Source organism: Peribacillus huizhouensis (assembly GCF_014138605.1).
Classification (GTDB): domain Bacteria; phylum Bacillota; class Bacilli; order Bacillales; family DSM-1321; genus Peribacillus; species Peribacillus huizhouensis.
In genome coordinates, this window is record NZ_JACJHX010000003.1 from 426829 (window position 1) to 453536 (window position 26708).

Here is a 26708-nt window from a genome sequence, read left to right on the forward strand (position 1 = left end):
ACTATTTTACACAACTAGTAGTATATAATTTTAAAGAAAAATAGTCAAGTGTGTTTCCATTTAGTTAGTAATGTAAAAACGAAATCAGCATGGTCAAATTACTTTAAAATAATTAGGTTTCACTTTGAATTTTTGTAGGTATAAAGAACTGAGTCTAAAAACATGAGATCTACGTTTATCCCGCATTAACAGGCAGTAAAACCCCGACTCAAGGATTAGGTGAATTGAAGAAGCGTAATGAAGGTATTAGCGGACACTAGAACTGGACTAACAATCAGTAGGAGATGACGAACTCCCTTTTACTGATTGAAGCTTCACTTTATTTAATAGAAATTTCTAAAATTAATAAAGATATTTTTTACATACAAGTATATAATGAATAATATAGAAAAAAACGGAAAAGTAATAGTTCTTTTTAACTGTTTGTTTTTTGGGGGTTTTGAGCTTCGGCATTACTTATATAGGGATGAGATAAAGATGAGAAATATGACTCAGTTACTATATGAATTAAAAACATTATTAATTAATCAAATGGATGATTCAAAGGGAAGAATGGAAGACACTTCTTTTTTAAAAAAACTTGTACTTGCCATTTGCGATGCTTTTGAAGCTGAAGAGGTTACTTACTTTAAGGTGGACAATAGCCAACAGCATTTACATATTGAAGCTTCAAGCAAGCATTATCAAGATCGAAAAGATATTCGCATAGCAAATTTTTCTTTATTTAATGACTGTGAACCGTATGCATATAATGATTTTCAAATAGAAGAGTTAAAGGATTTTCAACTGTATTTGCCACTAAAAAGCGAAGATGAATTAGTGGGACTCCTTGCATTAAAAGAAGGGATTCCTGGTTCGTTTGAGAAAATCACTTTAGAAGAAGGGGAGGCGTTCTCAAGAGAAGTGATGAAAATTTTAAATGCGGCGATACATATTTCAGAGATTACGAGTGAAAGAAGGCGCTACAAAAAACTATTTCGGGTAACTGAAAAAATTCATTCATCTATGAGTATGGATGCTGTACTCGGGGAAATTATCCAAACGCTACAAGAAGTGTATCCGTCTTTCACCTATTATCTTCTTCTAACACATGATAATACAAACCATGAAGACCTTCCGATAAAAGATCTCGGCTATGATAGTGAGAATGTGGCCGTTATGCAAGCCTTTGTTACTGGAACTGTCCAAATCGAAGACGAGTTGATTGCAAGAAAAACAAATCTATATGCACCACTGAAAGGAAAACAAGGCGTGTACGGAGTTCTTCAAGTAATAGCTCCAAATGCTCGTATGTTTCCAGAAAAAGAAGTCGAATTTATTACTCTATTAGCAAATACCGCAGGTGGCGCTCTTGAGAATGCACAGCTGTATCAGCAATCTCGCCGTTTAATATCTGATCTACAGTTTATTAATGAAACATCCCATAAATTGAATTTGAATCTACGCCTAAGTGAAACGATGGAGTTCATGAAAGAGCAAATTATGCATTCTTTCCATGCAGATGAGGCAGGGTTCGTATTTGTTCTACCTGATGGAACGGCTAATTTCTTGCCGGGTAGCTCGGAATTTTTTTCTTCTGATCAAACGGGATTATACGTCGATTTTTTGAAAGAAAAAATTGGTTCTACTACTGAATCCTTGTTCATTGGGGATATGCATTTGAAATTACCTGAAAAAGACGTGAAGTATCGTTCGATGATGGTTGTTCCGATGATAGAAAGTGATCAAATACACGGTTACGCACTAGTATTACATAAAGATTCATATTATTTTTCTTTTGAAACATTTAAGCTTCTTCAATCATTGATTCACCATACGAGCCTTGCATTGGCTAATTCAATGCTTCGCGAAGAGCTGGAGAAAATGGTTATTACGGATCATTTAACAGGCTTGTATTCACGTAGTTATTTAGATGAGAAGATGTTGGAGTCATTGAAAAAAGATCATAATGGAACATTTATTTTGGTAGACATCGACAATTTTAAAAAAGTAAATGATACCTACGGTCACCAAATTGGTGATGAGATTCTCATTCAAGTTTCAATGATTATCCAATCAAGTATACGAGAAACGGACATTGGAGCAAGATGGGGGGGAGAGGAATTGGCAATCTATCTGCCAAATGTCTCCATACAAGTTGGGCAAGGGATTGCACAGAGAATCCAAGAAAGAGTAAGTGAACAAACCAACCCTAAAGTTACCATATCGTGTGGGGTTTCCTATTGGACGAATCAAAACAGAGATCACGTTAAAGCCCTATTCAAGCGTGCAGATGATGCTCTATACGTTGCGAAGAATACGGGGAAAAATAAAGTGCTTGTTCAGAAATAAGTTAAAGGAGAGGGGATGTCTCAAAAGTGTCTGACCTCGCACTCTATACACAGTATATAGTGCGAGGTCAGACACTTTCGGTATGGGACAGCCTCCTCTCCTTTTGTTTAGATAATACGTATTTATTTAGAAGATAGGAGCCATCTTCTTTTTTTACAAGTATTTCACTAATGTATGCGCGAATTTTTCTAGCATTTCTTCATCAATCTCGTCAAATCTATTTATGATTGGGCTATCAATATCAAGGACCCCAATTAATTCATCCCCTTTAATAAGCGGGATGACAATTTCTGAACGAGAAGCGGCATCACACGCAATATGCCCTGGGAATTGATGAACATCTTCTACACGAAACGTTTTACGTTCAGCAGCAGAGGTCCCACAAACGCCTCGACCAAAAGGAATGCGAATACATGCCGGCAATCCTTGGAAAGGCCCGAGCACTAATCCATCATTTTCTACTAAATAGAATCCGACCCAATTCACTTCATCCAAAAGCTGATTAAGGAGGGCACAAGCATTGCTTAGATTCGCAATTCGATTTGGCTCTCCATCAACTAACGCAATCAGTTGTTGTTCAGCAAGTAAGTAATTTTCTTGCTTGCTACCTGTATATTGTTCGACATTAAACATAAACATTCCCCCTGCTTCATTATAAAGTGAAACTTCCGTCAGTGGGAGGTCTTTCCCCACTGATGGTTAGTTGAACCAATCGGGATTTTACGGGCAGTTTGTCCCCCACCTACCCTCTATGTACTTTGTACTTCATAAGCTTGTGGTGGGGGTCTTACTGCTCGTTAAATCGGGATAAAAATACAACCTTCAACAAGTTTGCAAACTATCCGCTAGAAGTTGTCGAGAAGTTCTAACAGGACATTGCGAATATTCCAAGAATTACTTTAGGTAAGACTTGAAATTAGAGGAGGAATTCAAAAAATGAACCGCCAAACTCAAACGAAGGAAGCAATTCTTGAATCCGCCCTATATTTATTTCACTTGAAAGGCTATCATGCGACCTCCATACGGGATATTGCTCATAAAGCCAAAGTCAATTCAGCTAATATTGCTTATTATTTCAAAAACAAACAAGGATTGCTAGAATATTGTTTCACTACATATTTAGAAGCATATATTCAGCTATTAGAGAAAAACCTTGTCCAGCTTGATCGCATTGGCACACAAAAAGGTTTGCTGACGATACTTACAGATGTCTTTAATTTTCAGCGAAAAAACTTCTTGGCCGCAAGCTTTATTTATGGAGAATCCTCCCTTGATTCTAATCTTAATCGAGAAGTTTTATCAACCTATTACATGAAAGAAAACGCTTATTTTCAGTATGTCTTAGAAAAAGGAATAAAAGAAGGAATATTTCGTAAAATTCAACCAGCGATCTTCACTTTACAAATTAAAGGGTTGCTCTCAGCACCAATCATACATGCTCACTATGCGAGAGAAGTGTTGCATGTGTATACGCAGGAAAAATATTACACTGATAAATATTGCGATGAAATCTGTTTGTTTTTAGAACAAAGTCTGTTTGTTAAACGTGATAGGCAAGAAGAGTTGCTATATAATGTTTCAATTTGAAAACGCTTCTTCTAAACATGCGTCATACCCTTGACCTAAGTCTTTGGCTTGGTGTGCATCAGAGCCATAACGTAAAGGAATGCCAATCTGCAAGGCATATTTTACAAAACGCTCTGGCGGATAAGGTTCTAGGCAAAGTGGCTTAATAGCTCCTGCACCGTTATAGTCTAGCTCATATCCCTGTTTACCCATGATGTCTAGAATTGAATATAGCTTCTGATCATAATTTTCTTTCGGTGAAAAACGCTGCTGAAATTTATGAATAAGTGTAACATGTCCGATACGCTTCGGCTTGAAGATCCCCAAATCAGCAGCAACACTTTTCTCTAATGTATCGTAATAAGATGAATAAACCGCATCAATAGAACCTAATCTATTGGCAATGCTCTTAAACATTTCATCACTAAAGTCGATGCAATGCCACTCATTTTCATATCGAATAAAATGAACAGATAGGATACTATCATCTAAATAATTGCCATATTGGTTAAGGAATCTCTTAGTTTCTGCTTCAAAACCTTCGATATAATCTACTTCAAGCCCTGTTTTAATCGTAATTTTTTCCTTATATTTCTCTTTTAGAGAAGCAATTTTTTGAAAATAGTCTAGTAAATGGCCAGGATCCATGCCACTATCACGATCTGGTGTAGGGTCAATGAACCCTTCTGGCAGTGGTGCATGTTCTGTAAACGTTATTTCCTCGATTTTTAAGAAGATTGCTCGCTCAATATATTCTTCAAAAGAGTCGTCAGAACCATGAGGACAGTATGGACTGTGAACATGACTGTCATTTTTCATGAAAATCCCCCCAATAAATTCAAATTCAAGCACATTTCTGTAAAAAAAAATTATTTATTAGTCAAAAATTATTGCTAACATGGTATCATAAAAGCATTGAATTGAACATGTAAACATTTATATAGATCGTTTCCTACTGGATAGGCTTAGAATTGGGGGGCAATATGATGGAATACATACTAGGAATAATCATACTAGTTATTGTGTTAATAATATGGGGATATTTTTTGAAAAAGAAGCATTTTAAAGAAATTGACCAGCTTGAGGCTTGGAAAATGGACATAATGAACCGCCCGATATTGGATGAGCTTTCTAAAGTAAAGCAATTAAATATGACAGGTGAAACGGAAGAAATGTTTGAAAGATGGCGCAAAGAATGGGACGCCATTATTACAGTTTATATGCCGGATGTTGAAGAATTATTGTTTGAAGCAGATGATTATGTCGACAAATACCGTCTCGGTAAATCGAAAGAAGTCCAGCGAATGATCTCAACTAAACTTACGAATATTGAAGCGACTATCGAAAAGATTCTCATAGAGTTAAATGAATTGGTCGGCAGTGAAGAGAAAAACAGGGTTGAGATTGAGGAGATAAAAGAAAGTTACCGTAAAATTAAAAAAGACTTGTTAGCTCACCGCCATACATTTGCAAAAGCTGCAGACCCACTTGAGAACATGCTCGATGAAATAGTGGAGATACTTAAGCAATATGAAGAAGCGACCGAAAATGGCAATTACTTAAATGCGCGAGAGCTTGTATTATCGATAAAAAATAAGCTTGCTATGATTCAAACAAAAATGAAAATCATTCCTCAATTGCTGCTTGATGGGCATACTTCTCTTCCGACATCGATCTCGGAGTTAAAAGTTGGTTTCAAGGAGATGGTAGAACAGGGCTATACCTTGGAACATATTGAATTTGAGGCAGAAATTCAGAACCTTGAAACTGAGCTTTCATATTATAATGTTCAGCTTGATCTTGCGCAGACGGAAGATGCAGAACAAGGAATAAATGAAATTTTTGATCGTGTGAACCTCTTGTATGATTTGCTTGAAAAAGAAGTGCTATCCAAACAGTACTTAATAAGAAATCAGGATATTTTAAAAGATAGCCTTGAAGCTTTTGAATATGAGCATGATAAGTTGAAAGCTGAGACAGTTGTGGTGCGACATAGCTATCATGTTACAGAAAGCGAACTAAGTGCACAAAAGAAATTAGAAAAAGAAATCGATAAATTGGTTAAGAGGTTTCAATTGCTCTCTTTAAAAATTGCCGATGATACGCTTATCAGCTCTGTTTTAAGTGATGAAATGCAGGAAATTGAAGCAGTTCTAAACGAGTTGAAAGTGGAACATGAAGCATTTTCTGAGAAACTTCATGCATTGAGAAAAGATGAATTTCAAGCACGTGAAGTATTACAAGAACTAAGAAAAAAAATGGCAGACACAACTAGAATTATCACGCAAAGTAATATTCCTGGTCTGCCTGAAAGCTATCGGAATTTGCTATCGGAAGCCAAAGAAAGCCTTGAAGATGTTCAGAATAAACTAGATGAAAAACCTCTAGACATGGGCTCTGTTCACATTTTTCTTGAAAAAGCCATCGCTTCTGCGAATAATTTATACGAAAACACAGAAGATTTGATTGAAGAGATGCTTCTTGCAGAGAAAGTAATCCAATATGGAAATCGGTATCGAAGTAGATACCCAGCCGTTGCTGAGGCATTAAGAACGGCTGAAAAGCATTTTCGGGATTATGAATATGAGTCGGCATTACAAGTCGCAGCAACAGCTATTGAAAAAGTGGAGCCAGGCAGTTTAGATAAAATTGAGGCCAATATGGAAGAAGTACATTCATAATAGGACAGGTTGGTACAAGCTTGAAGGGAACTTAATCCCTTCAAGTTTTTTTTATCCAGCATTAACGGGCGGAGGAACGGGACGATCAATGAGTGGGGGATGTAGAAAACTCCCACTGATTGAAGTTTTACTTTATCTAGGTTTGTAGGTGGAATCCTGATTTTGGAAAAATGAATCTTTTTCAAACATCGTGATTTATGGTAAAATAATATGTTGTATTTCAATTAATGGACAAGAAGTAATCTGATGCATGTATATAAAGTGAAACTCCCATCCTTGGTTTTTTTCCGCCTCACTGATGGTTAGTTAAATTAAGATAAATGAAAATTTAATTGAATTTTTAGTCTAGATAAGTAGCTTGAAGTCTACAAGGTGGGGTAAAACGACGTTATCACATGTTTTTTCCTCATTAAAGGCGTGTGCGCTTTTCTATAAGGAGGTTAATACATGATATATTTTGATAATAGCGCTACGACTAAGCCGTATCCAGAAGTTATCGATTCTTTTATAAAGGTTTCTACAGATTATTTTGGCAACCCCTCTTCTTTACATGGTTTAGGGGCTAAAGCTGAAAACCTATTAACTCAGGCCAGGAGGCAAGTGGCTGAACTACTTCAAGTGAAAAGCATGGAAATTTGCTTTACTTCTGGAGGAACGGAAGGAAATAACCTGGCTATAAAGGGTGCAGCCCATGCTTATTCAGGAAGAGGTAAGCATATTATCACTACCGTTATGGAGCATGCATCCATAAAAGAAACCTGTAAATCTCTTGAAGAAGAGGGGTACGAAATTACTTATTTACAAGTTGATTCCGATGGTCTTGTTTCTGTAGAAGAATTGAAAAAAGCTTTACGCACAGATACGATTTTAGTGTCAATCATGTCTGTTAATAATGAGGTCGGATCTATTCAACCGATAGCAGAAATCGGTCAATTATTAAAAGAATGGCCACAAGTGCTCTTTCATGTTGATCATGTGCAAGGCATTGGCAAGATTCCATTAGATTTAACTGCTGGCAAAATTGATTTATGTACGATTTCTGGTCATAAATTTCATGGCTTGAAAGGTACGGGGGTATTATACATTAGAGATGGTATTAGGGTTTCACCGCTTTTCACAGGCGGCAATCAGGAGGCGAGGTTAAGGAGTGGAACGGAAAACGTTGCTGGGTTCGTAGCCTTAGCGAAAGCATTACGTCTCACTTTGCAAAAAAGTGCCCAAGATGACGGTAAACTAACTGAAATTCGCGAAATGTTGTTTCAGGGATTGAATGACATGCAAGGTGTGAAAATAAACAGTCCGAAACACGGTGCACCCCATATTATCAATTTTTCCATTCCGGGTATTAAATCGGAAGTATTTATCCATTCGCTTGAAGAAAAAGAGATATATCTTTCAACGACAAGTGCCTGTTCGTCTAAGAAAAAATCCGTCAGTGATACTGTGTTGGCCATGTTCCATGATCAGAGAAGGGCAGAGAGTGTTATTCGAATAAGCACTTCATATGGAAATGAACACTATGAGGCGGAGCTCGTCCTTAGGGAAATTAAGAACACACTTTTAAAATTACAAAAGGTTATGAGGTAAAATAAAATGAAATTTGATCATATTATCATTCGTTACGGCGAGATTTCAACGAAGAAGCGTAATCGAAAAAGCTTTGTTGATAAACTTAAAAATCATATTCGCTGGGCATTAAGAGATTTTAAAGCTGCCACACTGCAAGCGAGTCGAGAGCGGATGTACATTCTGTTAAATGGTGAAGATCATCAGAAGATTATCGACCAAATAAAAAGTGTTTATGGTATCCAATCATTAAGTCCGGCTTTAAAAGTAGGCCGTGATATTGAAGAAATTAAAGCTGCTGCTTTATATTATGTAGACCAACTATCGGGAGAAATTGAGACCTTTAAAGTTTCGACAAAGCGCTCAGATAAAGATTTTCCTTATAATACAAATGAAATGAACCATCTTCTTGGTGGTCATTTGTTACGGAATAAAGATGGTATTCTGAAAGTGGATGTCAAAAAACCAGATTTAAATTTACTTGTAGAAATACGCAAGGAAGCGGTCTATTTATCTGGAGTGAATATTCAAGGTGCAGGCGGTCTCCCATTTGGCTCAAGCGGGAAGGCAATGCTTATGCTTTCCGGTGGAATAGACAGCCCGGTTGCAGGCTTCCTTTCCATGAAACGTGGTCTTGAAATTGAATGTATTCATTTCTACAGCCCGCCATTCACGAGTGAACGTTCTAAACAAAAGGTCATGGATTTAGCAGAAAAGCTTGCTTTAGTGAACGGAAGCATGAAAGTTCATATTGTTCCGTTTACAGAAATTCAATTGCTGATTCAAAAGCAAATCCCTGAGAACTATACAATGACGAGCACACGTCGTTTAATGCTCCGCATAGCTGATGCAATAAGAGAAAAAGAAGAAGCTCTGGCTATTATAACCGGTGAAAGTCTTGGACAGGTGGCGAGCCAGACGATGAATAGCATGTTTGCCATAAATGAAGTGATTTCTACACCTGTATTACGGCCGCTTATTGCGATGGACAAATTAGAGATCATTGATCTTGCCAAGCAGTATGATACATTCGAGATTTCAAATCAACCATACGAAGATTGCTGTACGGTATTTACACCAGCAAGTCCGAAGACAAAGCCTAAGCTTGAAAAGGTTCAGTATTACGAAAGCTTTGTTGATTTTGATAAGTTGATTGAAGCTTGTGTGGAACAGACTGAAACACGCAAGATTCACTTTGGTGAAAAAGCAGCAGGAGAAGTACAAACAGAAGACCTATTCTAATTGGTAAGTCTGACTATAATTACCAAGAGATTAGTGAATGAAGCCATGTGTTTTTACACATTCTATACTCACAAGGAGGTGAAAAACACATGGCAAACAACAACTCAAATCAACTTGTCGTACCTGGTGTACAACAAGCTCTAGATCAAATGAAATATGAAATCGCTACTGAATTCGGTGTACAACTTGGCGGTGAAACAACTTCACGTGCTAACGGTTCAGTTGGTGGTGAAATCACAAAACGTCTAGTTCAAATGGCTGAACAACAATTAGGCGGGTACCAACGATAACTTCATAAACATGGCTGCAGGAAGCGGGCGTTTCGCCCGCTTTCTTTCATTTGTTTTCCATTTCGACTTATTTTCTGATAAGATAATAAAAAATATTTATTAGTTACATACTTTTAACATGTCATCATGTAACTAAGTTAGATTTTTACATAGGCTATGTTAAAGCTCATTGTTGATTTGGAGCGGGAGGCATGAGACTCCTGCTTAGAAAAGCGAGTTAAAGGAGCGCCGAGGATGCTCCCGAACCTCCAGCTAATGCTGCCGCCTTTCGTTTCAATTAACAGGCAAGTTTAACAGAGCCTTTACATAAAAACATTAAAAAATATGGAATAGTGTAGCTAATGGAGTTGGTTTCTCGATTTTACTGAAATCTTCCTTTATACTAGATTATGGCGTTTTTACATACATACTGCTGTTTTTATCCCGTCATATAGGCTATTGAATAGATAAATGATAAAGTGAAACATCAAGTAGTAAGGGATAAAAAAATACTGATAAAAGTTTCACTTTATGAATGGGAGGAGAATTACGATGAGAAGAGAAGATTTGATTGCTCCAGAGAAGTATAATCTTGTCAGTGAAATGGAACAATTTGCAAAAGACAAGAACCGTTTAGCCTTAAAATGGGAATCTGAGGATGGAGTAAAGAAAGAAGTTACATATAATGCTTTAATGAAACGGGTTAACAAAATCGGTAATGTGTTTAAACATGCAGGATTCGAAAAAGGAGATATTGCCCTTATCATCATTCCGAGATTAATTGAGGCATATGAAGTATATCTAGCAGCCCTTAAGATTGGAGTAGTGGTTATCCCATGTTCTGAAATGTTAAGGCCAAAGGATATTGAATATCGTATAAGGCATGCTGAAGTGAAGGGAATCATTTGCTATCATCAATTTTGTGATCAAGTAAATGCAGTTAAAGATGCTGAGCAGCTTGTGAGATTTTCAGTTGGTCAGGAAGTCCAAGGATGGCTCTATTTGGAGGAACAAATACAATCATCTGATGATACGCTAGCTCTAGCAGATACGAAAAGCTCGGACATGGCATTCCTTTCTTATACATCAGGTACGACCGGAAATCCTAAAGGTGTAGTACATACTCATGGCTGGGCATATGCTCATTTAAAGACAGCTGCTGCAAACTGGCTAGGCGTTCGTGAGGGAGATATAGTGTGGGCGACCGCGGCTCCTGGTTGGCAAAAGTGGATTTGGAGTCCTTTCCTTGCTGTACTAGGATCAGGTGCAACCGGTCTTGTGTATCATGGCAAGTTTGAAGCAAAAAAATACTTACAACTCCTTCAGGATTACAAGGTAAATGCTTTATGCTGTACACCAACAGAATATCGATTAATGGCAAAAGTGAATAATTTGGCAGACTACAATCTTGCCGAACTACACAGTGCAGTATCGGCAGGTGAGCCATTGAATCGAGAAGTCATTGATATATTCGAAAAGTATTTCAATATTCAAGTACGAGATGGATACGGCCAGACAGAAAATACGCTTTTAGTCGGAATTTCCATAGGAATGGAACTGAAACCTGGCTCAATGGGAAAACCGACACCTGGTAATCGAGTTGAAATCATTGATGAAGATGGAGTACCTTGTAAAGTAGGTCAAGTCGGAGATATTGCTGTGCACATCGAAACTCCAGCTTTATTCAAAAATTATTATCGTGATCCTGAACGAACAGCTATGCAATTTCGCGGTGAATATTATGTAACAGGAGATAAAGCAAGAAAAGACGAAGACGGCTATTTCTGGTTTGAGGGGCGCGGCGACGATATGATCATTAGCTCTGGTTACACGATTGGACCGTTTGAAGTTGAAGATGCATTAATTAAGCATTCTTATGTAAAAGAATGTGCTGTAGTAGCAAGTCCAGATGAGGTACGAGGAAATGTCGTCAAAGCATATATCGTGCTTCAGGAACATGTTGATGAAAATGAACCACAGTTGGTGAAAACACTTCAAGAGCATGTGAAAAAAGTAACTGCACCATATAAATACCCGCGGAAAATTGAATTTATTAAAGAATTGCCAAAAACGACATCGGGGAAAATCCGCCGAGTAGATTTACGCAATTTGGATGAGAACTATACTGGTTAAATAAATAAAGAGAGGTTGTCTCATAACAAAAGGATCAAAACCTCACATCTTCTATCAGCGTTTAATAAACGTGTATAGAGTGTGAGGTCAAGACCCTTTGTTTAGACAACCTTTTTTTATCGATTAGGATGTTTATTAATTATCTTTTTAGAGAAAATAATTTTAACAATGGATGCTTTTTCTTATCCACAATCTTTAACTCATTCATGACAAGATGATCTTCGTGATCGGCTATCCATTTCTTAAGCGCTTCTTTATCTTGACAATGGGTTAAGTATGTCTGACCGCCTTTACCTACGGCGTTAATTACATATCTATTAGAAATATTCCCCATATTTAATCACCTACATATTCATAATGAAATTTCAACTCACAAAAAGGACTTGCGATCATATACAGTATACAAACTATGAATCTAAAAACATGTATTTCTTTTATTCAATTAATTACAAAATTCGATAATATGAAGATTGCTAGCATTGTAGACTGAAAGACCCGTTTTTAAAGGCTTTTCTCTAAGTCTTTATCCATAATAAAAACCTCGATTCTCTCTCCCGTTTTCGTACTAATATCACTATGAGAGGAAAGGACTTTACAGCCAGTAAATTGTTCGACAATTTTTTCATAATCTTCGCTGTACATTTCGCGAAGAAGCTCTCGCATTTGTTTGACAAGTTTTTTCCCAGATTCTCGATTGACTAGATGCTTTTCTTCAACCGTTAGAACACCTTTGAAACGGGTAATCAACATGTCATTAATGATATACGTTTTGGCTTCCTGTGGTCCTCTGCCGATCAAATCACGCTGGAATTTAATAAACGCAGAACTAATTTCAGCCTCTAGTTTCTTTTTGGAATTTGACATGATGCCTCCGGTTATTTTCTGAGATTTATGGAGTTATCATAATGTCCAATGTGAGTTCTTGTCAATGCAAAATAAAAATCTTTAAAAAAAATTTGAAATACCTCCAAATCCGTAGAAATACTACGTAATATCGAGCTTTTTAAAAGAAGAATGTTAAATTCAGCTATATTTGGATCGATTTGAACCTATATCGCACTTATCGAGGGTTTACAAAGATTGTAAAGCAGGCGTAGAATGATTCTCGTAAATAACAATTTGATATCGGCCAAATCTCAAATCATTGAGAACGGAGGACCCACTATTTTGGGGTTAATTCTGCTTTTGCAGAAGGGATGAAATACTCTTTCGCCATCCTACCCGTCAGCTAACTTCGTCGGCTAAAGCGAAGGAGGTCATAAGACCACCTTATTATAGGGGGCTTTTTTGTTGTGAATGGAGCAAGAAAGCAGCCTAATGAACAATAAGTGGGTCTTTTTCGTTGTCGGGCTTTAGAGCAGAAGCTCATGGATGTTTTTTTTGCATAAATATGAAAAGGTTTCTTGGGTGACAGAACGCAAAGGGAGTTTATAACTTGCTGGGCGTTAAGTAGACCAATGAGTTCTTTTTCTCCAATCAACATGTTGTTTTGCAAGTGTTCAATACGCCATTGTGTGAATCGTTTGGTTTACCGCTGGGCTTTGAATGATATTGCATGACTGCATCAAGGAGAAAAGTACCATTGGTCTATTTGTGTTCAATCTACTTTTCTCTATTTGACCAATAATCTAAATCATCTAACATGCTACCTCTTAGAATGGATGATATTTAGATGAGAATACTAATTGTGATCGTTTTAATTTATTAGCAGGTAGGAGATTATTATGGAAAAACTAACAGCGTTTCTAAACCCGCCAAAAATTCTTGTTTTGGGCTTTGCGGCAGTGATTTTAATAGGTGCATTATTACTGACTCTTCCCCTTTCAACAGAAGATGGAGTCGGTCTCTCGTTTTTAAATGCCTTATTTACCGCAACATCTGCTACATGTGTAACCGGGCTTGTCGTCGTAGATACAGGAAGCACATTTAGCAGATTTGGAGAGATTGTCATATTATTACTCATTCAAATCGGTGGATTAGGGTTTATGACATTTGCAACTTTTTTCTTTTTTCTCTTAGGCAAAAGAATATCACTGAGAGAAAGATTGTTACTTCGAGAAGCGTTAAACCATTTATCAATGGCGGGTATTGTTAGGTTAGTGAAAAGAGTGTTGATTTTTACAGGAGTGATAGAGCTTGTCGGTGCGGTCATTCTGTCAGTCCGGTTTTCTTTTGACATGCCGATTAGTCGGGCCATCTATTTTGGCATTTTTCATTCGATCTCCAATTTTAATAATGCAGGTTTTGATTTAATGGGGGACTTTCGGAGTTTGACCCCTTACGCAGAAGATCCAACGGTCGTGCTAACCGTCTGTGCGCTTATCACATTAGGTGGAATTGGTTTTATCGTACTGAATGAACTTTATGAATATCATGATACAAACCGTTTATCTGTGCATACGAAAGTCGTATTGCTCACAAGTCTTATTCTGACAGTAGGTGGAGGCATTTTAATCTTCTTGTTTGAATATGGTAATGAAAAAACGTTAGAGCCTTTATCCTATCTAGGAAAAGGATTAGCAGCATTGTTTCAATCGGTGACTGCGAGGACAGATGGTGCTAATACATTGAACATTTCAGATTTAACACAACCAACGTTGTTTTTGACCATTATTCTGATGTTTATTGGTGCATCTCCAGGATCAACAGGTGGCGGAATTAAAACGACGACTTTTGCTACTTTACTTGGAACCGTTTTGTCGCAAATTAAAGGAAAAGAAGATGTTGTCTTCTTTCATAAACGCATTGTTTTTGACACGATATTTAAAGCTCTTACTGTAACTGTAAGTGGATTATTTCTTGTGATTACAATTACCATGCTATTGAGTATCACGGAAAAAGGTCATGATTTTATTATGTATCTATTTGAAGCGACTTCAGCGTTCGGCACCGTTGGTCTATCAATGGGATTAACCCCAGAACTATCACCTATCGGCCGTGCCCTCATTATATGTACGATGTTCGCAGGCAGATTAGGTCCTTTAACGATTGCTTTTGCTGTTGCTATGAAGCGTAAGCCAGATGCGTTTCGTAACCCAAAAGGAAAAATAATGATCGGTTAATGAAAAAATAGGGAGTGTAGATAGGATATGGTCAAACGACAATATGCGGTTATTGGTTTGGGGAGATTTGGAGTGAGTGTAGCTCGAAAATTACATAATGCCGGGCATGAAGTCTTGGGCATTGATTGTAATGAGGAACGGGTCGAAGATGCTGAATTAGCCGTTACTCACGCAGTTGTGGCAGATACGACAGATGAAAAAGCACTTCTTTCAATTGGGATTCGCAATTTTGATTGTGTAATCGTTGCGATTGGGAATGACATGCAGTCGAGCATTTTAACTGCAATGCTTTTAAAAGAATTTGGCGTGAAAAAAGTGATTGCGAAAGCTCTCGGAAAGCATCATGGCCGAGTTTTAGAGAAAATAGGTGCTGATTGGATCATCTATCCTGAAAGAGATATGGGGGAACGTGTTGCGAATCAACTCCTATCACCGAAAATGTTGAACTACATTGAGCTGTCAAAAGAATTCAATATCGAGGAAATCCTCATACCACTTAGCATGGCGGAAAAAAGTTTGCGAGAACTTGATATTCGTGCTAAATACAATGTTAGTGTCATTGCGATTGTTAGAGAAGGGGATATTATCGTATCCCCATCCTCAGATCAGATTATTCATAAAGGAGATTTATTAGTGGTAATTGGGAACAGAGAGGACTTGGCTAAATTTTCAAATATAGAATAATAGTGTAGCAAAAAAAGAACTATATAAAACAGCTACTCTTGGCACTTCACCCATTCCAGATGCGGATGATCAACATGAAAATGATCTACTTTGATAGAAATCTCTAGGGGCTCATAACGGAAAGGTCATAGTTTTGAGCCCCTCTATGTCTGCTATTTTTACAATCTTGTTTTCTTGTGTAATATTCTGGAAATTGTGATACTCTTAATAAGAAAACAAATATGGCGTTAAAACGCCACCATTTATCATGAAGGATTAATCAAGTAGTACGGTACACTCACCTAATCACAATGGTGGGGGCGGAGCCAGATTTTGGGGACTTTCTATAATACATTAAGTATACCTTTAACTCGGTTGACTATATTAGTAAGTCGCGAAGCCCCGTTCCCATGTCCTTCATGTAAGTGTGTGAGGGGGCGATCAAATGGGGACGCTTTGGCATAATGGTAGCATTTATACGATGCAAGCAGAAAATGATCAAGTTGAGGCGATTTTTACTAAAAATGGCTTAATCATTGAAGTTGGAGAAGCTACTGCACTAAGAGATACCTATCAAGATATGATTACGAACGAAATCGATTTGCAAGGTCAGATGCTTATTCCAGGACTTGTGGATAGTCATCTGCACCTAATAGGACATGGTGAAAAGCTAATGAGGCTGGACCTATCGGAGATGAAGAGCAGAGATGAAATCCTAAAGGCTTTACATAAAAGATGTGCACAAACGCCTGCTGGAGAATGGATTATAGCAGAAGGTTGGAATGAAAATGAATGGCGGGAATCTACGCTTATATTGCGAGATGACTTAGATCAGCTTTCGAATGAACATCCACTCGTTTTAAAACGGGTTTGTCACCATGCTGTCGTTGTGAATTCCTTGGCTATCACAATTAGTGGTATCGAGGAAAATATTGAGCAGCCGTTTGGAGGAGTTATTGGGCGGTATGTGGATGATCGGTTAAACGGTATGTTTAAAGAAGACCCTGCGCTGAAACTGATCATGAATCATTTACCGGGAATAACGGATGAATATGTGAAACGGGCCCTAACAGATTCGATTCGTGATTGCCATAGACTTGGCTTAACTGGCGGGCATTCGGAAGATTTACATTATTACAATGGTTTTTTGCCAACTTATCAAGCATTTGTTTCCGTTATTGAGGAAGCAGGATTGCCATTCCGTGTCAACTTGCTTGTTCATAATAAAGTGGTTGATGACATGAAGGAATCTAGGTTTGGATATCGCAGCAAACGAGGGTTAATTGAATTGGATGCGATGAAAATATTTGCAGACGGATCACTTGGCGGCAACACGGCATTATTAAGCCATCCGTATCATGATCGTCCGGATACTCAAGGTGTGGCGATTTATACAGAGAAAGAATTGCACGATCTTGTTCAAAAAGCTAGGAATTATGAGATGCCAATCGCTGTACATGCAATTGGTGATCTTGCCTTCGAAATGGTACTGAATGCGATTTGTACATATCCACCGAAGCTTGGATTGAGAGATCGGCTTATTCATGCACAAATTATGAGACACGATTTATTAGAGCGTGCCAAAGAATTACCGGTGATTTTTGATATTCAACCTGGGTTTGTCCCTTCTGATTTTCCATGGGTTATTGATAAAGTTGGAAAAGATCATATGGCGGTAAACTATGCATGGAAAACCTATTTGGAAAAAGGCATCCATTGCGCAGGTGGTTCAGATGCACCGATTGAACCGGTAAATCCGTTGCTTGGTATTCACGCTGCTGTGACAAGAAGAAAACCATTTGATGCAGATCATACGATTTACGATGAAAAGGAATGTCTGTCACTATATGAAGCACTCTCCTTATATACGACAGGGAGTGCTTATGCGATTGGTCAAGAAGAGTCACGAGGCAAGATTGCTTCAGGGTATGTGGCTGACTTCACAGTTTTTGAAAAAGATTTGTACACGATACAGCCTGATGAATGGCTTGAAATAAAAGCAGCTATGACTGTTGTAAACGAACAAATTGTCTATGTGAAAAAATAATAATAGAAGAAGTAGAAACTTGCATGTATAATAAATATATTTCGTAATCTGAAATAATAGAATAGAAAGAAGGCATGCAGGTCATGAAACTGGAAAGTCAAAGAGAAGGTGCCTTTTTTGCGGCATTATCTTATTTAATTTGGGGAGTTATTCCGATTTATTGGAAGCTGATACAAGATGTGTCTGCTGGAGAAATTCTTGCCCATCGGATTATTTGGTCGTTTATCTTTATGGCCATTCTTTTGTTGATTTCGAGAAAATGGAAGAGTTTTGTTAGTTTTCTAAAAGAAATTGCTCAAAATCGAAAAATCATGTTCTCGCTTTTTATTGCTTCGGCTCTAGTCAGCGTCAATTGGGGAACCTTCATCTGGGCAGTGAATGCAGGTAAGATTATGGAAACTAGTCTAGGTTATTATATCAATCCACTAGTTAGCGTACTGCTTGGTGTCATTGTTTTAAAAGAAAAACTAAGTAAACAGCAGGTCTTTGCCTTTGCGCTTGCAGGCGCAGGCGTGCTTATTCTCGGTATTTACTTTGGCTCAATCCCATGGATTTCCCTCATTTTGGCTGTTACATTTGGACTGTATGGTCTTGCAAAAAAAATGATAAAAGCCGACTCGGCTATGGGACTCACATTAGAAACCTTAATGATTACTCCATTCGCGTTAGGATATATAATTTATATTTTGTCTACATCAGGTTCAGCGTTCTTTACAGCGCCACATACAGCTTTCCTATTAATGGGAGGGGGAGTGGTCACAGCACTGCCACTGTTGTTCTTTGCAAAAGGAGCACAAAAGGTTCCGCTATCCATGCTCGGGATATTGCAATACATTGGCCCAACTCTTTCATTGATGCTTAGCGTATTTGTCTACCATGAGACATTTACGAAAGTTCATTTACTTGCGTTCATCTTTATCTGGAGCGCACTAGTCATCTATACGCTTTCGATTACAAAAAAGAGAGTAATAGGCAGCAATAAAGTAAAAAAACAGGTAAGCCATGGTGCTTGATCTTTATTAAAGGCTGTTTTCACATACTTTGTTGCTTTTCAATCATTTTTACACTAATAACCCGGGTTGATTTCCGTTGCAGGTACTCGCTTTCCGCGGGCGGTCTCAGAAGCCTCCTCAGTGCTTTGCACTTGCGGGGTCTCCCTCAACACGCTTTTCCCGCAGGAGTCTCGCGCCTGTAACGAAGATCAACATCTGTTCGAATTGGTTTCTTGCTAAAAACAACAATCTTTACGAAAAGAGCCTTATTGAAACAAGGAGGTTGTCCCTTAATGGGCAACCTCCTTGTTTTGTTTATCCTGCATTAACAGTTAGCGACCCCTTGAAGTTTCACTTTATAAAAATGTTCTTTTTACTTTTTCCCAAAATGAGTTATCTTTTAGTTTGATCGTTTTAATCGATTTCCCACTTAGTTTTACTTGAATTTTCTCAATGTTTCGGATGCTGATTGCTTCGTTGTCGAGACCGATTGTTGGGTAATCGTTTTCATTCTGTGGCATTTTGACTGATAATATTCGTTCAGGTCCGAGTATAAAAGATGATCCTAGCGTTCGATACGTATTGTTGTTGATCGAAGCAAGCTCGCTAACTTGGAAGCATGGCAAAGTTGGATCCACAACTGCACCTTTGACTGATTTGTTATAGGCCGTACTTCCCGTCGGTGTAGCAACCACGATACCATCGCCACGGAATGTTTCAAAATGGATCGAATCAATAAAGAGATCCAGTACGAATGTTTTTATTATGGAAGAACGAATGCTTAGTTCATTGAGCGCAAAGAAAGATGGCTGGTTATCCAATTTAATTTCAATCGTTGGATAGCGCAGTACTTCTATTTGATTTGCTTCTGTTGATTCGATCATTTTGTTAGTGTCTTCCAAATGAAAGTCGCAGTACATATTTAAGTTCCCGGTTGTAGAAATCCCTGCATATAAGCAATCTTCTCGGAAACCCGTTTTTCTGACTGCTTGAAGAAATGTTCCATCGTCCCCAATACTAACGATAATATTTGCTTGTTTAAAATCAGATACAATATTGTATCCATAGCGTGGTGCTAAATCCCGTAGTGGCTGTACTTTAGCAATAATATCTTCAGATAGGGTATGAAAGAAATATAAGTTACGACGATTATCCATAGTAAAAACCTCCAACGGTATTGAAATTATTTTCCAAAAAAGTAGATTGTTTGTTACAATATTAGGGTGTTTTCTTAGTTTATCATGAGATGAAACATTTTGAAAATTCAAACGCATAAACTAGTAGTGCGTGTTCAAAAAAGATGATAAAAAGGCCGAGAAGTTTTGCGAGTGATCGTCTCTAACCTCTCGCGTATACAGAAATACGTGAGAACCACAAGACGGTGCTTTCGTTCAATGCGCAAACTTTTTTACCAGACTTTTTGAATAACCTCTAATAGTACAGAGTAGAGAGAGGATGAAGATAATGAATGGTAAGCGTTGGGCTGCTTTGGGGATTGCGGTAGTATTATTTGGTTTCTCAATTGGATTCAATTTCTTGACTACAGCCATGTTCGTTGATGTTGATAAGCTTTTTAATGATTTTCTTGGGTCAGATGATGAATTTATGACAGAAGTGATTGAACAAGGTACAGGCTTTGACGAAATTGCTGTGCTTGATATTGAAGGAGTCATTCAAGATACAGGGAATTCTAACTCATTGTTAGGTACAACAGGTTACAATCACAGAGCTTTTATGAACAAATTGAATATGGTGAATGAAACTCCGGCAATAAAAGGAATGATTTTGCGTGTCAATTCACCAGGCGGTGGTGTTGTTGAAAGCGCCGAGATCCGTGACAAGATTTTAGAGATTCAAAAAAATGGTGTGAAGGTATACGTTTCGATGGGATCTATGGCAGCGTCTGGAGGATATTATGTGTCAGCGCCAGCGGATAAGATTTTTGCAAGTCCTGAAACATTAACGGGTTCATTAGGAGTTATTATGCAAAGTGTGAACTACGGAAAATTGGCAGAGAAATATGGCGTTGATTTCGTGACGATTAAAAGCGGACCATATAAAGATATTATGAGTCCAACCCGAGAGATGACAAACGAGGAAAGAAGCATCCTGCAATCATTAATTGATAATTCATATAATCAATTCGTGAAAATTATTTCTGAGGGCAGGGATATGTCAGATGCTGAAGTTCGCAAAATAGCGGACGGCCGAATATATGATGGTCGCCAGGCGCTGGATCTGAAGTTAATCGATGGTCTTGGCACATTGGATGATACAATTTTAGCGATGCAAAAAGATTTGAAATTGAAAAACGCCTCGGTGATAAGGTATACAGATCAAGCTGGTTTTGGTTCACTGCTCAATATGGGCGCGAGAAAGCTAATGGGGAATGACCTTGAGAAAGAAGGTCTTATTGAATTGCTTTCAAGAACCAATTCTCCGCGGCTAATGTACTTATATTCACACTGAGGAGGCGAGAAGAATGAATGAGGATAAACAGACAAATAACGATGTAAATCTTGAAAAAGAGTACGAAACAGATTCTCGCCAAACTGCTTTAGATGGAACGTTAAGGGAACATGAGTTGATTTCGACAAATCTAGTAGCAGATTACAATGTAAAAGAACGTCCAGAAGTAACCTATGCTGGATTTTGGATGAGATTTTGGGCGTATTTGGCCGATTTATTAGTCATCGGTAGTTTGAATCGAATTCTAATTAGCCCACTTTCCATGGCCATTACCGGGAATGTTTTTGACGGCTCCTTCTTCTCTTTTCAAGCAATTGGAACGACAATTGTTTTCTATCTATATTTCGTACTAATGACTCGCTTTTTTGGAAAAACTTTAGGGAAAATGATATTCGGCTTGAGAGTTGTCAGCCTAAAAGAAGAAAAGATCTCGTGGGGAACATTGGTTTTTAGAGAATTCATTGGTCGATTCATTGCGAAGTTTCTTTTTGCAGGCTATATTATTGTCGGATTCCTCCCGAAAAAGCAAGGGCTCCATGACATCTTTGCCGATACAACAGTTATATTAGATAGAAGGTAATAAGAAACATTCACGAGCGCCTGTTTCAACCCTAACGATCAAAAGGTTCAGGTTCTAAATACTGTATCACCTAAGGGGGCGGTGCGAAGCTGATTTTGCGAAGCCCCGCCTCTTGCCCTTTCAAGCTAAACAAATAAACCTGTGGGATTTTATCGATCCTGCAGGTTTATTTTTTTGCATATACGACCAGAATGAGAAGCTGAAAGGGTGTGAACATATGAGGTGGTTAATCTTGGTAATAGCAATCTTACTTTTTATATTCATTCTTATTTTCCTAACAAAATTAAAACTCCACATTACATACTCTCATATACAGAAAGATGATCACTTTCGCGTGAAGATACATGCTTGGGGTGGGATGATCCGTTATACGATAAAGGTTCCAATCATTAAAGTAGCTGAAGATTCCAAATCCATTGTCTATAAAGCAGAAAAAGGTATCAATGCAGATAAGGCTGGACAAGAGGCTGTAAAAGATTTCACAGCTGAAGAAATGCTTACTAGCCTTGAAAACATGAAGAAATTAATAAAACATGTATTTGGATTTCATATACTAGTCCGTAAATTTCTACGTAAAGTGAAGGTTAAAACATTTCAATGGCATAGTCTAATCGGCACAGGGGATGCGGTATTAACAGGAATCTGCGTTGGTGGATCCTATGCTATTAAAGGCTCAATTATCGGGCTGTTAAGTAGATATTTAAGATTTAAAAAAATGCCAATTTATTCGATAACTCCAGATTACGCGAAACCATCTGCAAGTACTTCTTTTTTTTGCATAGTTGAGTTTCGGATCGGACATGCTATTGTGGCAGGTATCAAAATATTCCGCTACTGGAAAGGTGAAAAGGTAAAATTTTCTTCCGAACAAGTGGCGAAAGATTCAAGTTAGAAATTGATGTAGAGTGGAGGAAGATAAGATGTCAGATCATCCGATTCAAGGCTTGATGACAGCCGCAATGGAGAATCTTAAAGAAATGGTAGACGTAAATACAATTATCGGAGATCCAGTTGAAACGCCGGATGGTAGTGTTATTCTAACGGTGTCAAAGGTTGGCTTCGGCTTTGCAACAGGTGGAAGTGAGTTTATGATGGATGGCGGTCAAAAGGGTGAGTCTGGGGGCGGTCAACCTTTTGGCGGAGGAAGTGGCGGCGGTGTATCCATCACGCCAATCGCCTTTCTCATCGTTGGTTCACATGGAGTGAAAATGCTACACCTAGATCAAGGTACGCATTTACTTGAAAAAGTTCTGGATTTCGCTCCAGCTGTTTGTGAAAAAATTCAATCGATGCTGTCCAAAAATGAACAGAATAACCAAAAGAACACACAGCAAAAATTAGATGATTTAGGTATTTAACGTATGGCTAGTTGCTGTTAAATAAGAGGAAAAGAATGTTTGGATTGTAGGGGTGTCTCATAAGGGTCTGGCCTCGTACTCTAAATCAGTATGTCGTGCTTTATACACACATCTCATACTGTATTTAGTTGTTGCGGGTCTGACCCTTTGCATTTTGGACATCCTCATTCACAGAAATATGTCATCATAATGTTAATCAATTGCAAAATGTGGTGGAACATTCTATCATTAATCAGGTAATACATAAAAGTAAAGGGAGGAACTATTAATGGCAACTGTTACATTTAAGAACAACCCGATCACACTTGTAGGGGAAGAAGTGAAGGTAGGCGATAAAGCACCTAACTTTACTGTATTGGCAAATGATCTTTCAGAAGTAAAAGCTAGTGATTTAGATGGTTCTGTCCGTATTATCAGTGTAATTCCTTCCATTGATACTGGAGTTTGTGATGCACAAACAAGACGCTTTAACGAAGACGCTTCGAAAGTGGCTGGTGTAAAAGTATTAACAATCAGTGTAGATCTTCCGTTTGCACAAAAACGCTGGTGTGCAGCGAATGGTCTTGAGAATGTTCATACATACTCCGACCATAGAGACCTTTCATTTGGTACTGCATTTGGCGTTGTTATGAAAGAGCTTCGTTTGCTTGCTCGTGCTGTATTCGTAATTGATAGCAATAATCAAGTTACATATGTTGAATATGTGAGTGAAGGCACTTCACACCCTGACTACCTTGCTGCAATTGAAGCAGCTAAAGCAGCAAAATAATATTTCAAGAAAGGGTCTGACTTCACATTCTATATACCGTTTATTACGCCATGTTCACTTAGTAAACGATATATAGTAAATGTTGGGTCTGACCCTTTTATTGTTATAACATTCCCCATTCGTGAACCCCATTATTATTTAAAAGGATCGTTTTATGATAATATTGACTTTTGTCTCGTTTTTTGCGAAATTTCCCTCTCATGCAATTGAGTCAAGATCATTTCCTAAACTAATATTGTTGGATAATGCTAGGTGAAAGCCATGGAGCTTGTGCCTCTAGCCCAAAAGTTTTAGAATAATACACGAGAATGAAACAGGAGGAAGTATATTTTGAAATTTGCCCCGATTGAAGATTTATTCCATATTTTTGATGAAACAGCTCAAATTTTACAAGATGAGCTATCATGTACGTATTTAGATGCCCTTGGTGAAACAGGAGAAAATATATTTCATGGAAAAGTATTACAGGAAGAAATTAGTGAGTTGTCACAAAAAAGACTCATGAAACACTATCAAGAATTTACTCTCGATAAGTATCAGAAAGAAGAAATACGGAAAGCCTATCAATTAGCCATTCTAAAGGGCATGAAAGAAAACATCCAGCCAAACCATCAAATGACTCCTGATGCTGTTGGGATGTTTGTCAGTTATTTAATCGGGAAGTTCACTCATGGACAAGCTTTATTGTCGATGTTAGATCCAGCTGTTGGGACAGGGAATTTACTGTACACGATTCTCAATTATCTCACGGACAAAAATATCACTTCTTATGGTGTTGATGTGGATGAAACGCTAATTAGGCTTGCTTATGCAGGAGCGAATCTACAAGAACATGAAGTTCATTTCTTTAACCAAGATAGTCTTGAGCCATTGTTTATCGACCCAGCTGATGTTGTGGTGAGTGATTTGCCGATTGGCTATTATCCAAATGATTTGCGAGCCAGTGAGTACACACTTGCTTCTGATAAAGGACATTCCTATGCGCATCATCTCTTTATTGAACAAAGTATTATGCATTTGAAGGATGGGGGATACACATTCTTTATCGTTCCGAATAATCTCTTTTTATCGGAAGAAGCCCATAAATTAAATGAGTTCTTAAAAAAGCACGCGCATATTCAAGGGCTCGTGCAATTGCCACTTTCCATGTTTAAAAATGAGCAATCGGCGAAAAGTATCTTGATTTTACAGAAGCATAAAGAAGGACTTCAAGCTCCGAAAGAAGCTCTGTTAGTTCAGTTACCAAAATTATCTGACGCAGCTAGAACAAAATCGATTATGGACCAGATAGACACGTGGTTTCGCCAAGAAAAACAAGTAGGAAAATAAAGAATAAGCGGATGTTTTCTTTATCCCGCATTAACGGGCAGTAAAAACCCCACTGAAAGTAGTTCCACTTTATGAGTGAGATGACAAACGAATGTGGCTAAAGCTCCTTTAGGTCAAATGTTCTCCAGCCCAAAAGTCGATGAGTGAATTTTTAAAGTGGAGAGCATTTGCTTGTAGGAAAAAAGTGTTTAGCATAGGTGTCGGGTTTAGTGGAAGTTCCAAAAAAGTTGCTTTCGTTTTCGGGCGGGGAAATACAGATATTTCCTCGTTTATTTTTATGGAAAAATCTGAATACATTTTCTTCTTTTATGTAAGCGCTATCTAGGTGGCTCGCCCTTGAAAGCTCCTTAATTCAATGCTTAAATGAGAAAAGAAGCATTTGCTCTTAAGGAGATCATTGTAAATACGTGTAGAAGAGAGGCTGTAAAATGTCTAAAGTTATTGCAATAAATGCAGGCAGTTCTTCATTGAAGTTTCAATTATTTGACATGCCTAGCGAAGAAGTAATCACAAAAGGTCTTGTGGAAAGAATCGGCTTAAAAGATTCAGTTTTTGAAATTTCTGTAAACGGTGAGAAAATCAAGGAAACATTAGATATTCCAAACCATGAAGTGGCTGTAAAATTATTATTAGAAAAACTAATTAATCATAAAATCATTTCTTCATACGATGAAATCGAAGGTGTCGGACATCGTGTTGTCCATGGTGGAGAAGTGTTTACAGATTCTGTATTAATTACAGATGAAGTACTAGCTCAAATTGAAACTCTTTCTGATTTAGCGCCGCTTCATAATCCTGCCAACATAACAGGAATTCGGGCATTCCAACAAGCGCTTCAAAATGTACCAGCTGTTGCTGTTTTTGATACGGCATTTCATCAAACAATGCCTGAAAGCTCTTTTTTATACAGTTTGCCTTATGAATATTACAAAGAGTACGGAATTCGAAAATATGGTTTCCACGGGACTTCACATAAATATGTGACTGAGCGAGCAGCCGAATTGCTTGGACGTCCAGTTGAACAACTGCGCTTAATCTCTTGCCATTTAGGAAATGGTGCAAGTATTGCTGCGATCAAAGGTGGGAAATCAATTGATACATCAATGGGATTCACACCGCTTGCAGGGGTAACTATGGGTACGCGTTCTGGAAACATTGACCCTGCTCTTATTCCGTATATCATGGAGAAAACAGGAAAAACAGCAGATGAAGTTCTTGATGTGTTGAATAAAGAAAGTGGAATGCTTGCTATTTCAGGCTTTTCAAGTGACTTGCGTGATATCCAAGTGGAAGCTGATAAAGGCAATGATCGTGCAGAATTGGCACTTGAAGTTTTTGCTGGCAGAATTCATAAATATATCGGTTCTTATGCAGCAAGAATGAGTGGTGTTGATGCAATCATCTTCACAGCAGGTATTGGTGAGAACAGTGCCATGGTGCGTGAAAGAGTCTTACACGGTCTTGAATTTATGGGTATATATTGGGATCCGGCTTTGAACAAAACACATGGAGAAGAAGCATTTCTCAACTATCCGCACTCTCCTGTTAAAGTAATAGTCATTCCTACTAATGAAGAGGTTATGATTGCTCGTGATGTACAACGCATTGCGAATAAATAAGTGATACGCACAAAATAAGGTTGTCCTAAAAT

Annotated in this window: 23 protein-coding genes and 1 riboswitch; of the genes, 18 read left to right on the plus strand and 5 right to left on the minus strand. The window is 38.0% G+C overall.

Annotated features, from left to right (window positions below; translation table 11 throughout):
* Nucleotides 1–477 precede the first annotated feature (477 nt).
* Entirely contained in the window at nt 478–2331 is a 1854-nt protein-coding gene (locus HNP81_RS07655; protein WP_246399270.1) for a sensor domain-containing diguanylate cyclase, read from the plus strand.
* A gap of 153 nt (nt 2332–2484) precedes the next feature.
* Here the strand turns inward: HNP81_RS07655 and msrC are convergent, their stop codons facing one another.
* Nucleotides 2485–2964 carry a free L-methionine (R)-S-oxide reductase MsrC gene (gene msrC / locus HNP81_RS07660; protein ID WP_028392258.1) on the minus strand — a complete coding sequence of 160 codons (480 nt, stop codon included), beginning with the start codon at nt 2962–2964 and terminating at the stop codon, nt 2485–2487.
* A 303-nt stretch (nt 2965–3267) separates the two neighbouring features.
* Between msrC and refZ the strand changes: the two genes are divergently transcribed.
* On the plus strand, nt 3268–3918 hold the full coding sequence (gene refZ, locus HNP81_RS07665; protein WP_028392257.1) for a forespore capture DNA-binding protein RefZ: 651 nt from the start codon (nt 3268–3270) through the stop codon (nt 3916–3918).
* Here refZ and hisJ read toward each other — a convergent pair.
* Complete coding sequence (hisJ, locus tag HNP81_RS07670; RefSeq protein ID WP_028392256.1) at nt 3910–4716, minus strand: histidinol-phosphatase HisJ; 807 nt, start codon at nt 4714–4716, stop codon at nt 3910–3912. The genes refZ and hisJ overlap by 9 nt on opposite strands.
* Before the next feature lie 164 nt (nt 4717–4880).
* On the opposite strand from hisJ, the gene ezrA reads away from it, so the two are divergent.
* From ezrA to mbcS, 5 genes are all read left to right on the plus strand, one after another.
* On the plus strand, nt 4881–6578 hold the full coding sequence (gene ezrA / locus HNP81_RS07675; RefSeq protein ID WP_246399271.1) for a septation ring formation regulator EzrA: 1698 nt from the start codon (nt 4881–4883) through the stop codon (nt 6576–6578).
* A gap of 447 nt (nt 6579–7025) precedes the next feature.
* Nucleotides 7026–8165, plus strand: coding sequence for a cysteine desulfurase family protein (locus HNP81_RS07680; RefSeq protein ID WP_182502159.1), 1140 nt, complete (start codon nt 7026–7028; stop codon nt 8163–8165).
* Nucleotides 8166–8171: 6 nt separating this feature from the next.
* Nucleotides 8172–9386 carry a tRNA uracil 4-sulfurtransferase ThiI gene (gene thiI / locus HNP81_RS07685; protein ID WP_182502160.1) on the plus strand — a complete coding sequence of 405 codons (1215 nt, stop codon included), beginning with the start codon at nt 8172–8174 and terminating at the stop codon, nt 9384–9386.
* 89 nt (nt 9387–9475) lie between these two features.
* The gene (locus HNP81_RS07690; protein WP_028392252.1) at nt 9476–9676 is read left to right on the plus strand and encodes an alpha/beta-type small acid-soluble spore protein; all 201 of its coding nucleotides are present in this window, start codon (nt 9476–9478) and stop codon (nt 9674–9676) included.
* A gap of 531 nt (nt 9677–10207) precedes the next feature.
* Entirely contained in the window at nt 10208–11788 is a 1581-nt protein-coding gene (mbcS, locus tag HNP81_RS07695) for an acyl-CoA synthetase MbcS (protein ID WP_182502161.1), read from the plus strand.
* Nucleotides 11789–11927: 139 nt separating this feature from the next.
* On the opposite strand, the gene HNP81_RS07700 is transcribed toward mbcS, so the two are convergent.
* Nucleotides 11928–12122, minus strand: a complete 195-nt coding sequence (locus HNP81_RS07700; RefSeq protein WP_028392250.1) for a hypothetical protein — start codon at nt 12120–12122, stop codon at nt 11928–11930.
* Between the two features lie 167 nt (nt 12123–12289).
* The gene (locus tag HNP81_RS07705; protein ID WP_220478521.1) at nt 12290–12652 is read right to left on the minus strand and encodes a Na-translocating system protein MpsC family protein; all 363 of its coding nucleotides are present in this window, start codon (nt 12650–12652) and stop codon (nt 12290–12292) included.
* A 253-nt stretch (nt 12653–12905) separates the two neighbouring features.
* Nucleotides 12906–13046: riboswitch (cyclic di-AMP (ydaO/yuaA leader) on the plus strand.
* Nucleotides 13047–13512: 466 nt separating this feature from the next.
* On the opposite strand from HNP81_RS07705, the gene HNP81_RS07710 reads away from it, so the two are divergent.
* The 4 genes from HNP81_RS07710 (at nt 13513) to rarD (ending at nt 18573) form a co-directional block, all read left to right on the plus strand.
* Nucleotides 13513–14850: a TrkH family potassium uptake protein gene (locus HNP81_RS07710; protein ID WP_182502162.1), complete on the plus strand. Its 1338-nt coding sequence runs from the start codon at nt 13513–13515 to the stop codon at nt 14848–14850.
* Between the two features lie 27 nt (nt 14851–14877).
* Complete coding sequence (locus HNP81_RS07715) at nt 14878–15534, plus strand: potassium channel family protein (protein ID WP_182502163.1); 657 nt, start codon at nt 14878–14880, stop codon at nt 15532–15534.
* Nucleotides 15535–15958: 424 nt separating this feature from the next.
* The gene (locus HNP81_RS07720; RefSeq protein WP_182502164.1) at nt 15959–17560 is read left to right on the plus strand and encodes an amidohydrolase; all 1602 of its coding nucleotides are present in this window, start codon (nt 15959–15961) and stop codon (nt 17558–17560) included.
* Nucleotides 17561–17643: 83 nt separating this feature from the next.
* Complete coding sequence (gene rarD / locus HNP81_RS07725; RefSeq protein ID WP_182502165.1) at nt 17644–18573, plus strand: EamA family transporter RarD; 930 nt, start codon at nt 17644–17646, stop codon at nt 18571–18573.
* A 335-nt stretch (nt 18574–18908) separates the two neighbouring features.
* Here the strand turns inward: rarD and HNP81_RS07730 are convergent, their stop codons facing one another.
* Entirely contained in the window at nt 18909–19709 is an 801-nt protein-coding gene (locus HNP81_RS07730; protein WP_182502166.1) for an NAD kinase, read from the minus strand.
* A gap of 307 nt (nt 19710–20016) precedes the next feature.
* Between HNP81_RS07730 and sppA the strand changes: the two genes are divergently transcribed.
* The 7 genes from sppA (at nt 20017) to HNP81_RS07765 (ending at nt 26676) form a co-directional block, all read left to right on the plus strand.
* Nucleotides 20017–21021 (plus strand): signal peptide peptidase SppA, encoded by a 1005-nt coding sequence (gene sppA, locus HNP81_RS07735; RefSeq protein WP_182502167.1) that lies wholly within the window; start codon nt 20017–20019, stop codon nt 21019–21021.
* 13 nt (nt 21022–21034) lie between these two features.
* A complete protein-coding gene (locus HNP81_RS07740) occupies nt 21035–21601 on the plus strand; it encodes an RDD family protein (RefSeq protein ID WP_182502168.1) in 567 nt (188 codons plus the stop codon).
* A 232-nt stretch (nt 21602–21833) separates the two neighbouring features.
* Nucleotides 21834–22493: a DUF2953 domain-containing protein gene (locus HNP81_RS07745; protein WP_182502169.1), complete on the plus strand. Its 660-nt coding sequence runs from the start codon at nt 21834–21836 to the stop codon at nt 22491–22493.
* Nucleotides 22494–22521: 28 nt separating this feature from the next.
* Nucleotides 22522–22959, plus strand: a complete 438-nt coding sequence (gene ytfJ / locus HNP81_RS07750) for a GerW family sporulation protein (protein ID WP_182502170.1) — start codon at nt 22522–22524, stop codon at nt 22957–22959.
* 268 nt (nt 22960–23227) lie between these two features.
* A complete protein-coding gene (tpx, locus tag HNP81_RS07755) occupies nt 23228–23728 on the plus strand; it encodes a thiol peroxidase (protein WP_182502171.1) in 501 nt (166 codons plus the stop codon).
* Between the two features lie 330 nt (nt 23729–24058).
* On the plus strand, nt 24059–25057 hold the full coding sequence (locus HNP81_RS07760; RefSeq protein ID WP_182502172.1) for a class I SAM-dependent methyltransferase: 999 nt from the start codon (nt 24059–24061) through the stop codon (nt 25055–25057).
* A gap of 428 nt (nt 25058–25485) precedes the next feature.
* A complete protein-coding gene (locus HNP81_RS07765; protein WP_182502173.1) occupies nt 25486–26676 on the plus strand; it encodes an acetate kinase in 1191 nt (396 codons plus the stop codon).
* Nucleotides 26677–26708: the final 32 nt, after the last annotated feature.

Bases quoted from the DNA above. Each gene is read 5' to 3' on its own strand.
- HNP81_RS07655 (WP_246399270.1), top strand. From the start codon at position 478: ATGAGAAATATGACTCAGTTACTATATGAATTAAAAACATTATTAATT.
- msrC (WP_028392258.1), bottom strand. From the start codon at position 2,964: ATGTTTAATGTCGAACAATATACAGGTAGCAAGCAAGAAAATTACTTA.
- refZ (WP_028392257.1), top strand. From the start codon at position 3,268: ATGAACCGCCAAACTCAAACGAAGGAAGCAATTCTTGAATCCGCCCTA.
- hisJ (WP_028392256.1), bottom strand. From the start codon at position 4,716: ATGAAAAATGACAGTCATGTTCACAGTCCATACTGTCCTCATGGTTCT.
- ezrA (WP_246399271.1), top strand. From the start codon at position 4,881: ATGATGGAATACATACTAGGAATAATCATACTAGTTATTGTGTTAATA.
- HNP81_RS07680 (WP_182502159.1), top strand. From the start codon at position 7,026: ATGATATATTTTGATAATAGCGCTACGACTAAGCCGTATCCAGAAGTT.
- thiI (WP_182502160.1), top strand. From the start codon at position 8,172: ATGAAATTTGATCATATTATCATTCGTTACGGCGAGATTTCAACGAAG.
- HNP81_RS07690 (WP_028392252.1), top strand. From the start codon at position 9,476: ATGGCAAACAACAACTCAAATCAACTTGTCGTACCTGGTGTACAACAA.
- mbcS (WP_182502161.1), top strand. From the start codon at position 10,208: ATGAGAAGAGAAGATTTGATTGCTCCAGAGAAGTATAATCTTGTCAGT.
- HNP81_RS07700 (WP_028392250.1), bottom strand. From the start codon at position 12,122: ATGGGGAATATTTCTAATAGATATGTAATTAACGCCGTAGGTAAAGGC.
- HNP81_RS07705 (WP_220478521.1), bottom strand. From the start codon at position 12,652: ATGTCAAATTCCAAAAAGAAACTAGAGGCTGAAATTAGTTCTGCGTTT.
- HNP81_RS07710 (WP_182502162.1), top strand. From the start codon at position 13,513: ATGGAAAAACTAACAGCGTTTCTAAACCCGCCAAAAATTCTTGTTTTG.
- HNP81_RS07715 (WP_182502163.1), top strand. From the start codon at position 14,878: ATGGTCAAACGACAATATGCGGTTATTGGTTTGGGGAGATTTGGAGTG.
- HNP81_RS07720 (WP_182502164.1), top strand. From the start codon at position 15,959: ATGGGGACGCTTTGGCATAATGGTAGCATTTATACGATGCAAGCAGAA.
- rarD (WP_182502165.1), top strand. From the start codon at position 17,644: ATGAAACTGGAAAGTCAAAGAGAAGGTGCCTTTTTTGCGGCATTATCT.
- HNP81_RS07730 (WP_182502166.1), bottom strand. From the start codon at position 19,709: ATGGATAATCGTCGTAACTTATATTTCTTTCATACCCTATCTGAAGAT.
- sppA (WP_182502167.1), top strand. From the start codon at position 20,017: ATGAATGGTAAGCGTTGGGCTGCTTTGGGGATTGCGGTAGTATTATTT.
- HNP81_RS07740 (WP_182502168.1), top strand. From the start codon at position 21,035: ATGAATGAGGATAAACAGACAAATAACGATGTAAATCTTGAAAAAGAG.
- ytfJ (WP_182502170.1), top strand. From the start codon at position 22,522: ATGTCAGATCATCCGATTCAAGGCTTGATGACAGCCGCAATGGAGAAT.
- tpx (WP_182502171.1), top strand. From the start codon at position 23,228: ATGGCAACTGTTACATTTAAGAACAACCCGATCACACTTGTAGGGGAA.
- HNP81_RS07765 (WP_182502173.1), top strand. From the start codon at position 25,486: ATGTCTAAAGTTATTGCAATAAATGCAGGCAGTTCTTCATTGAAGTTT.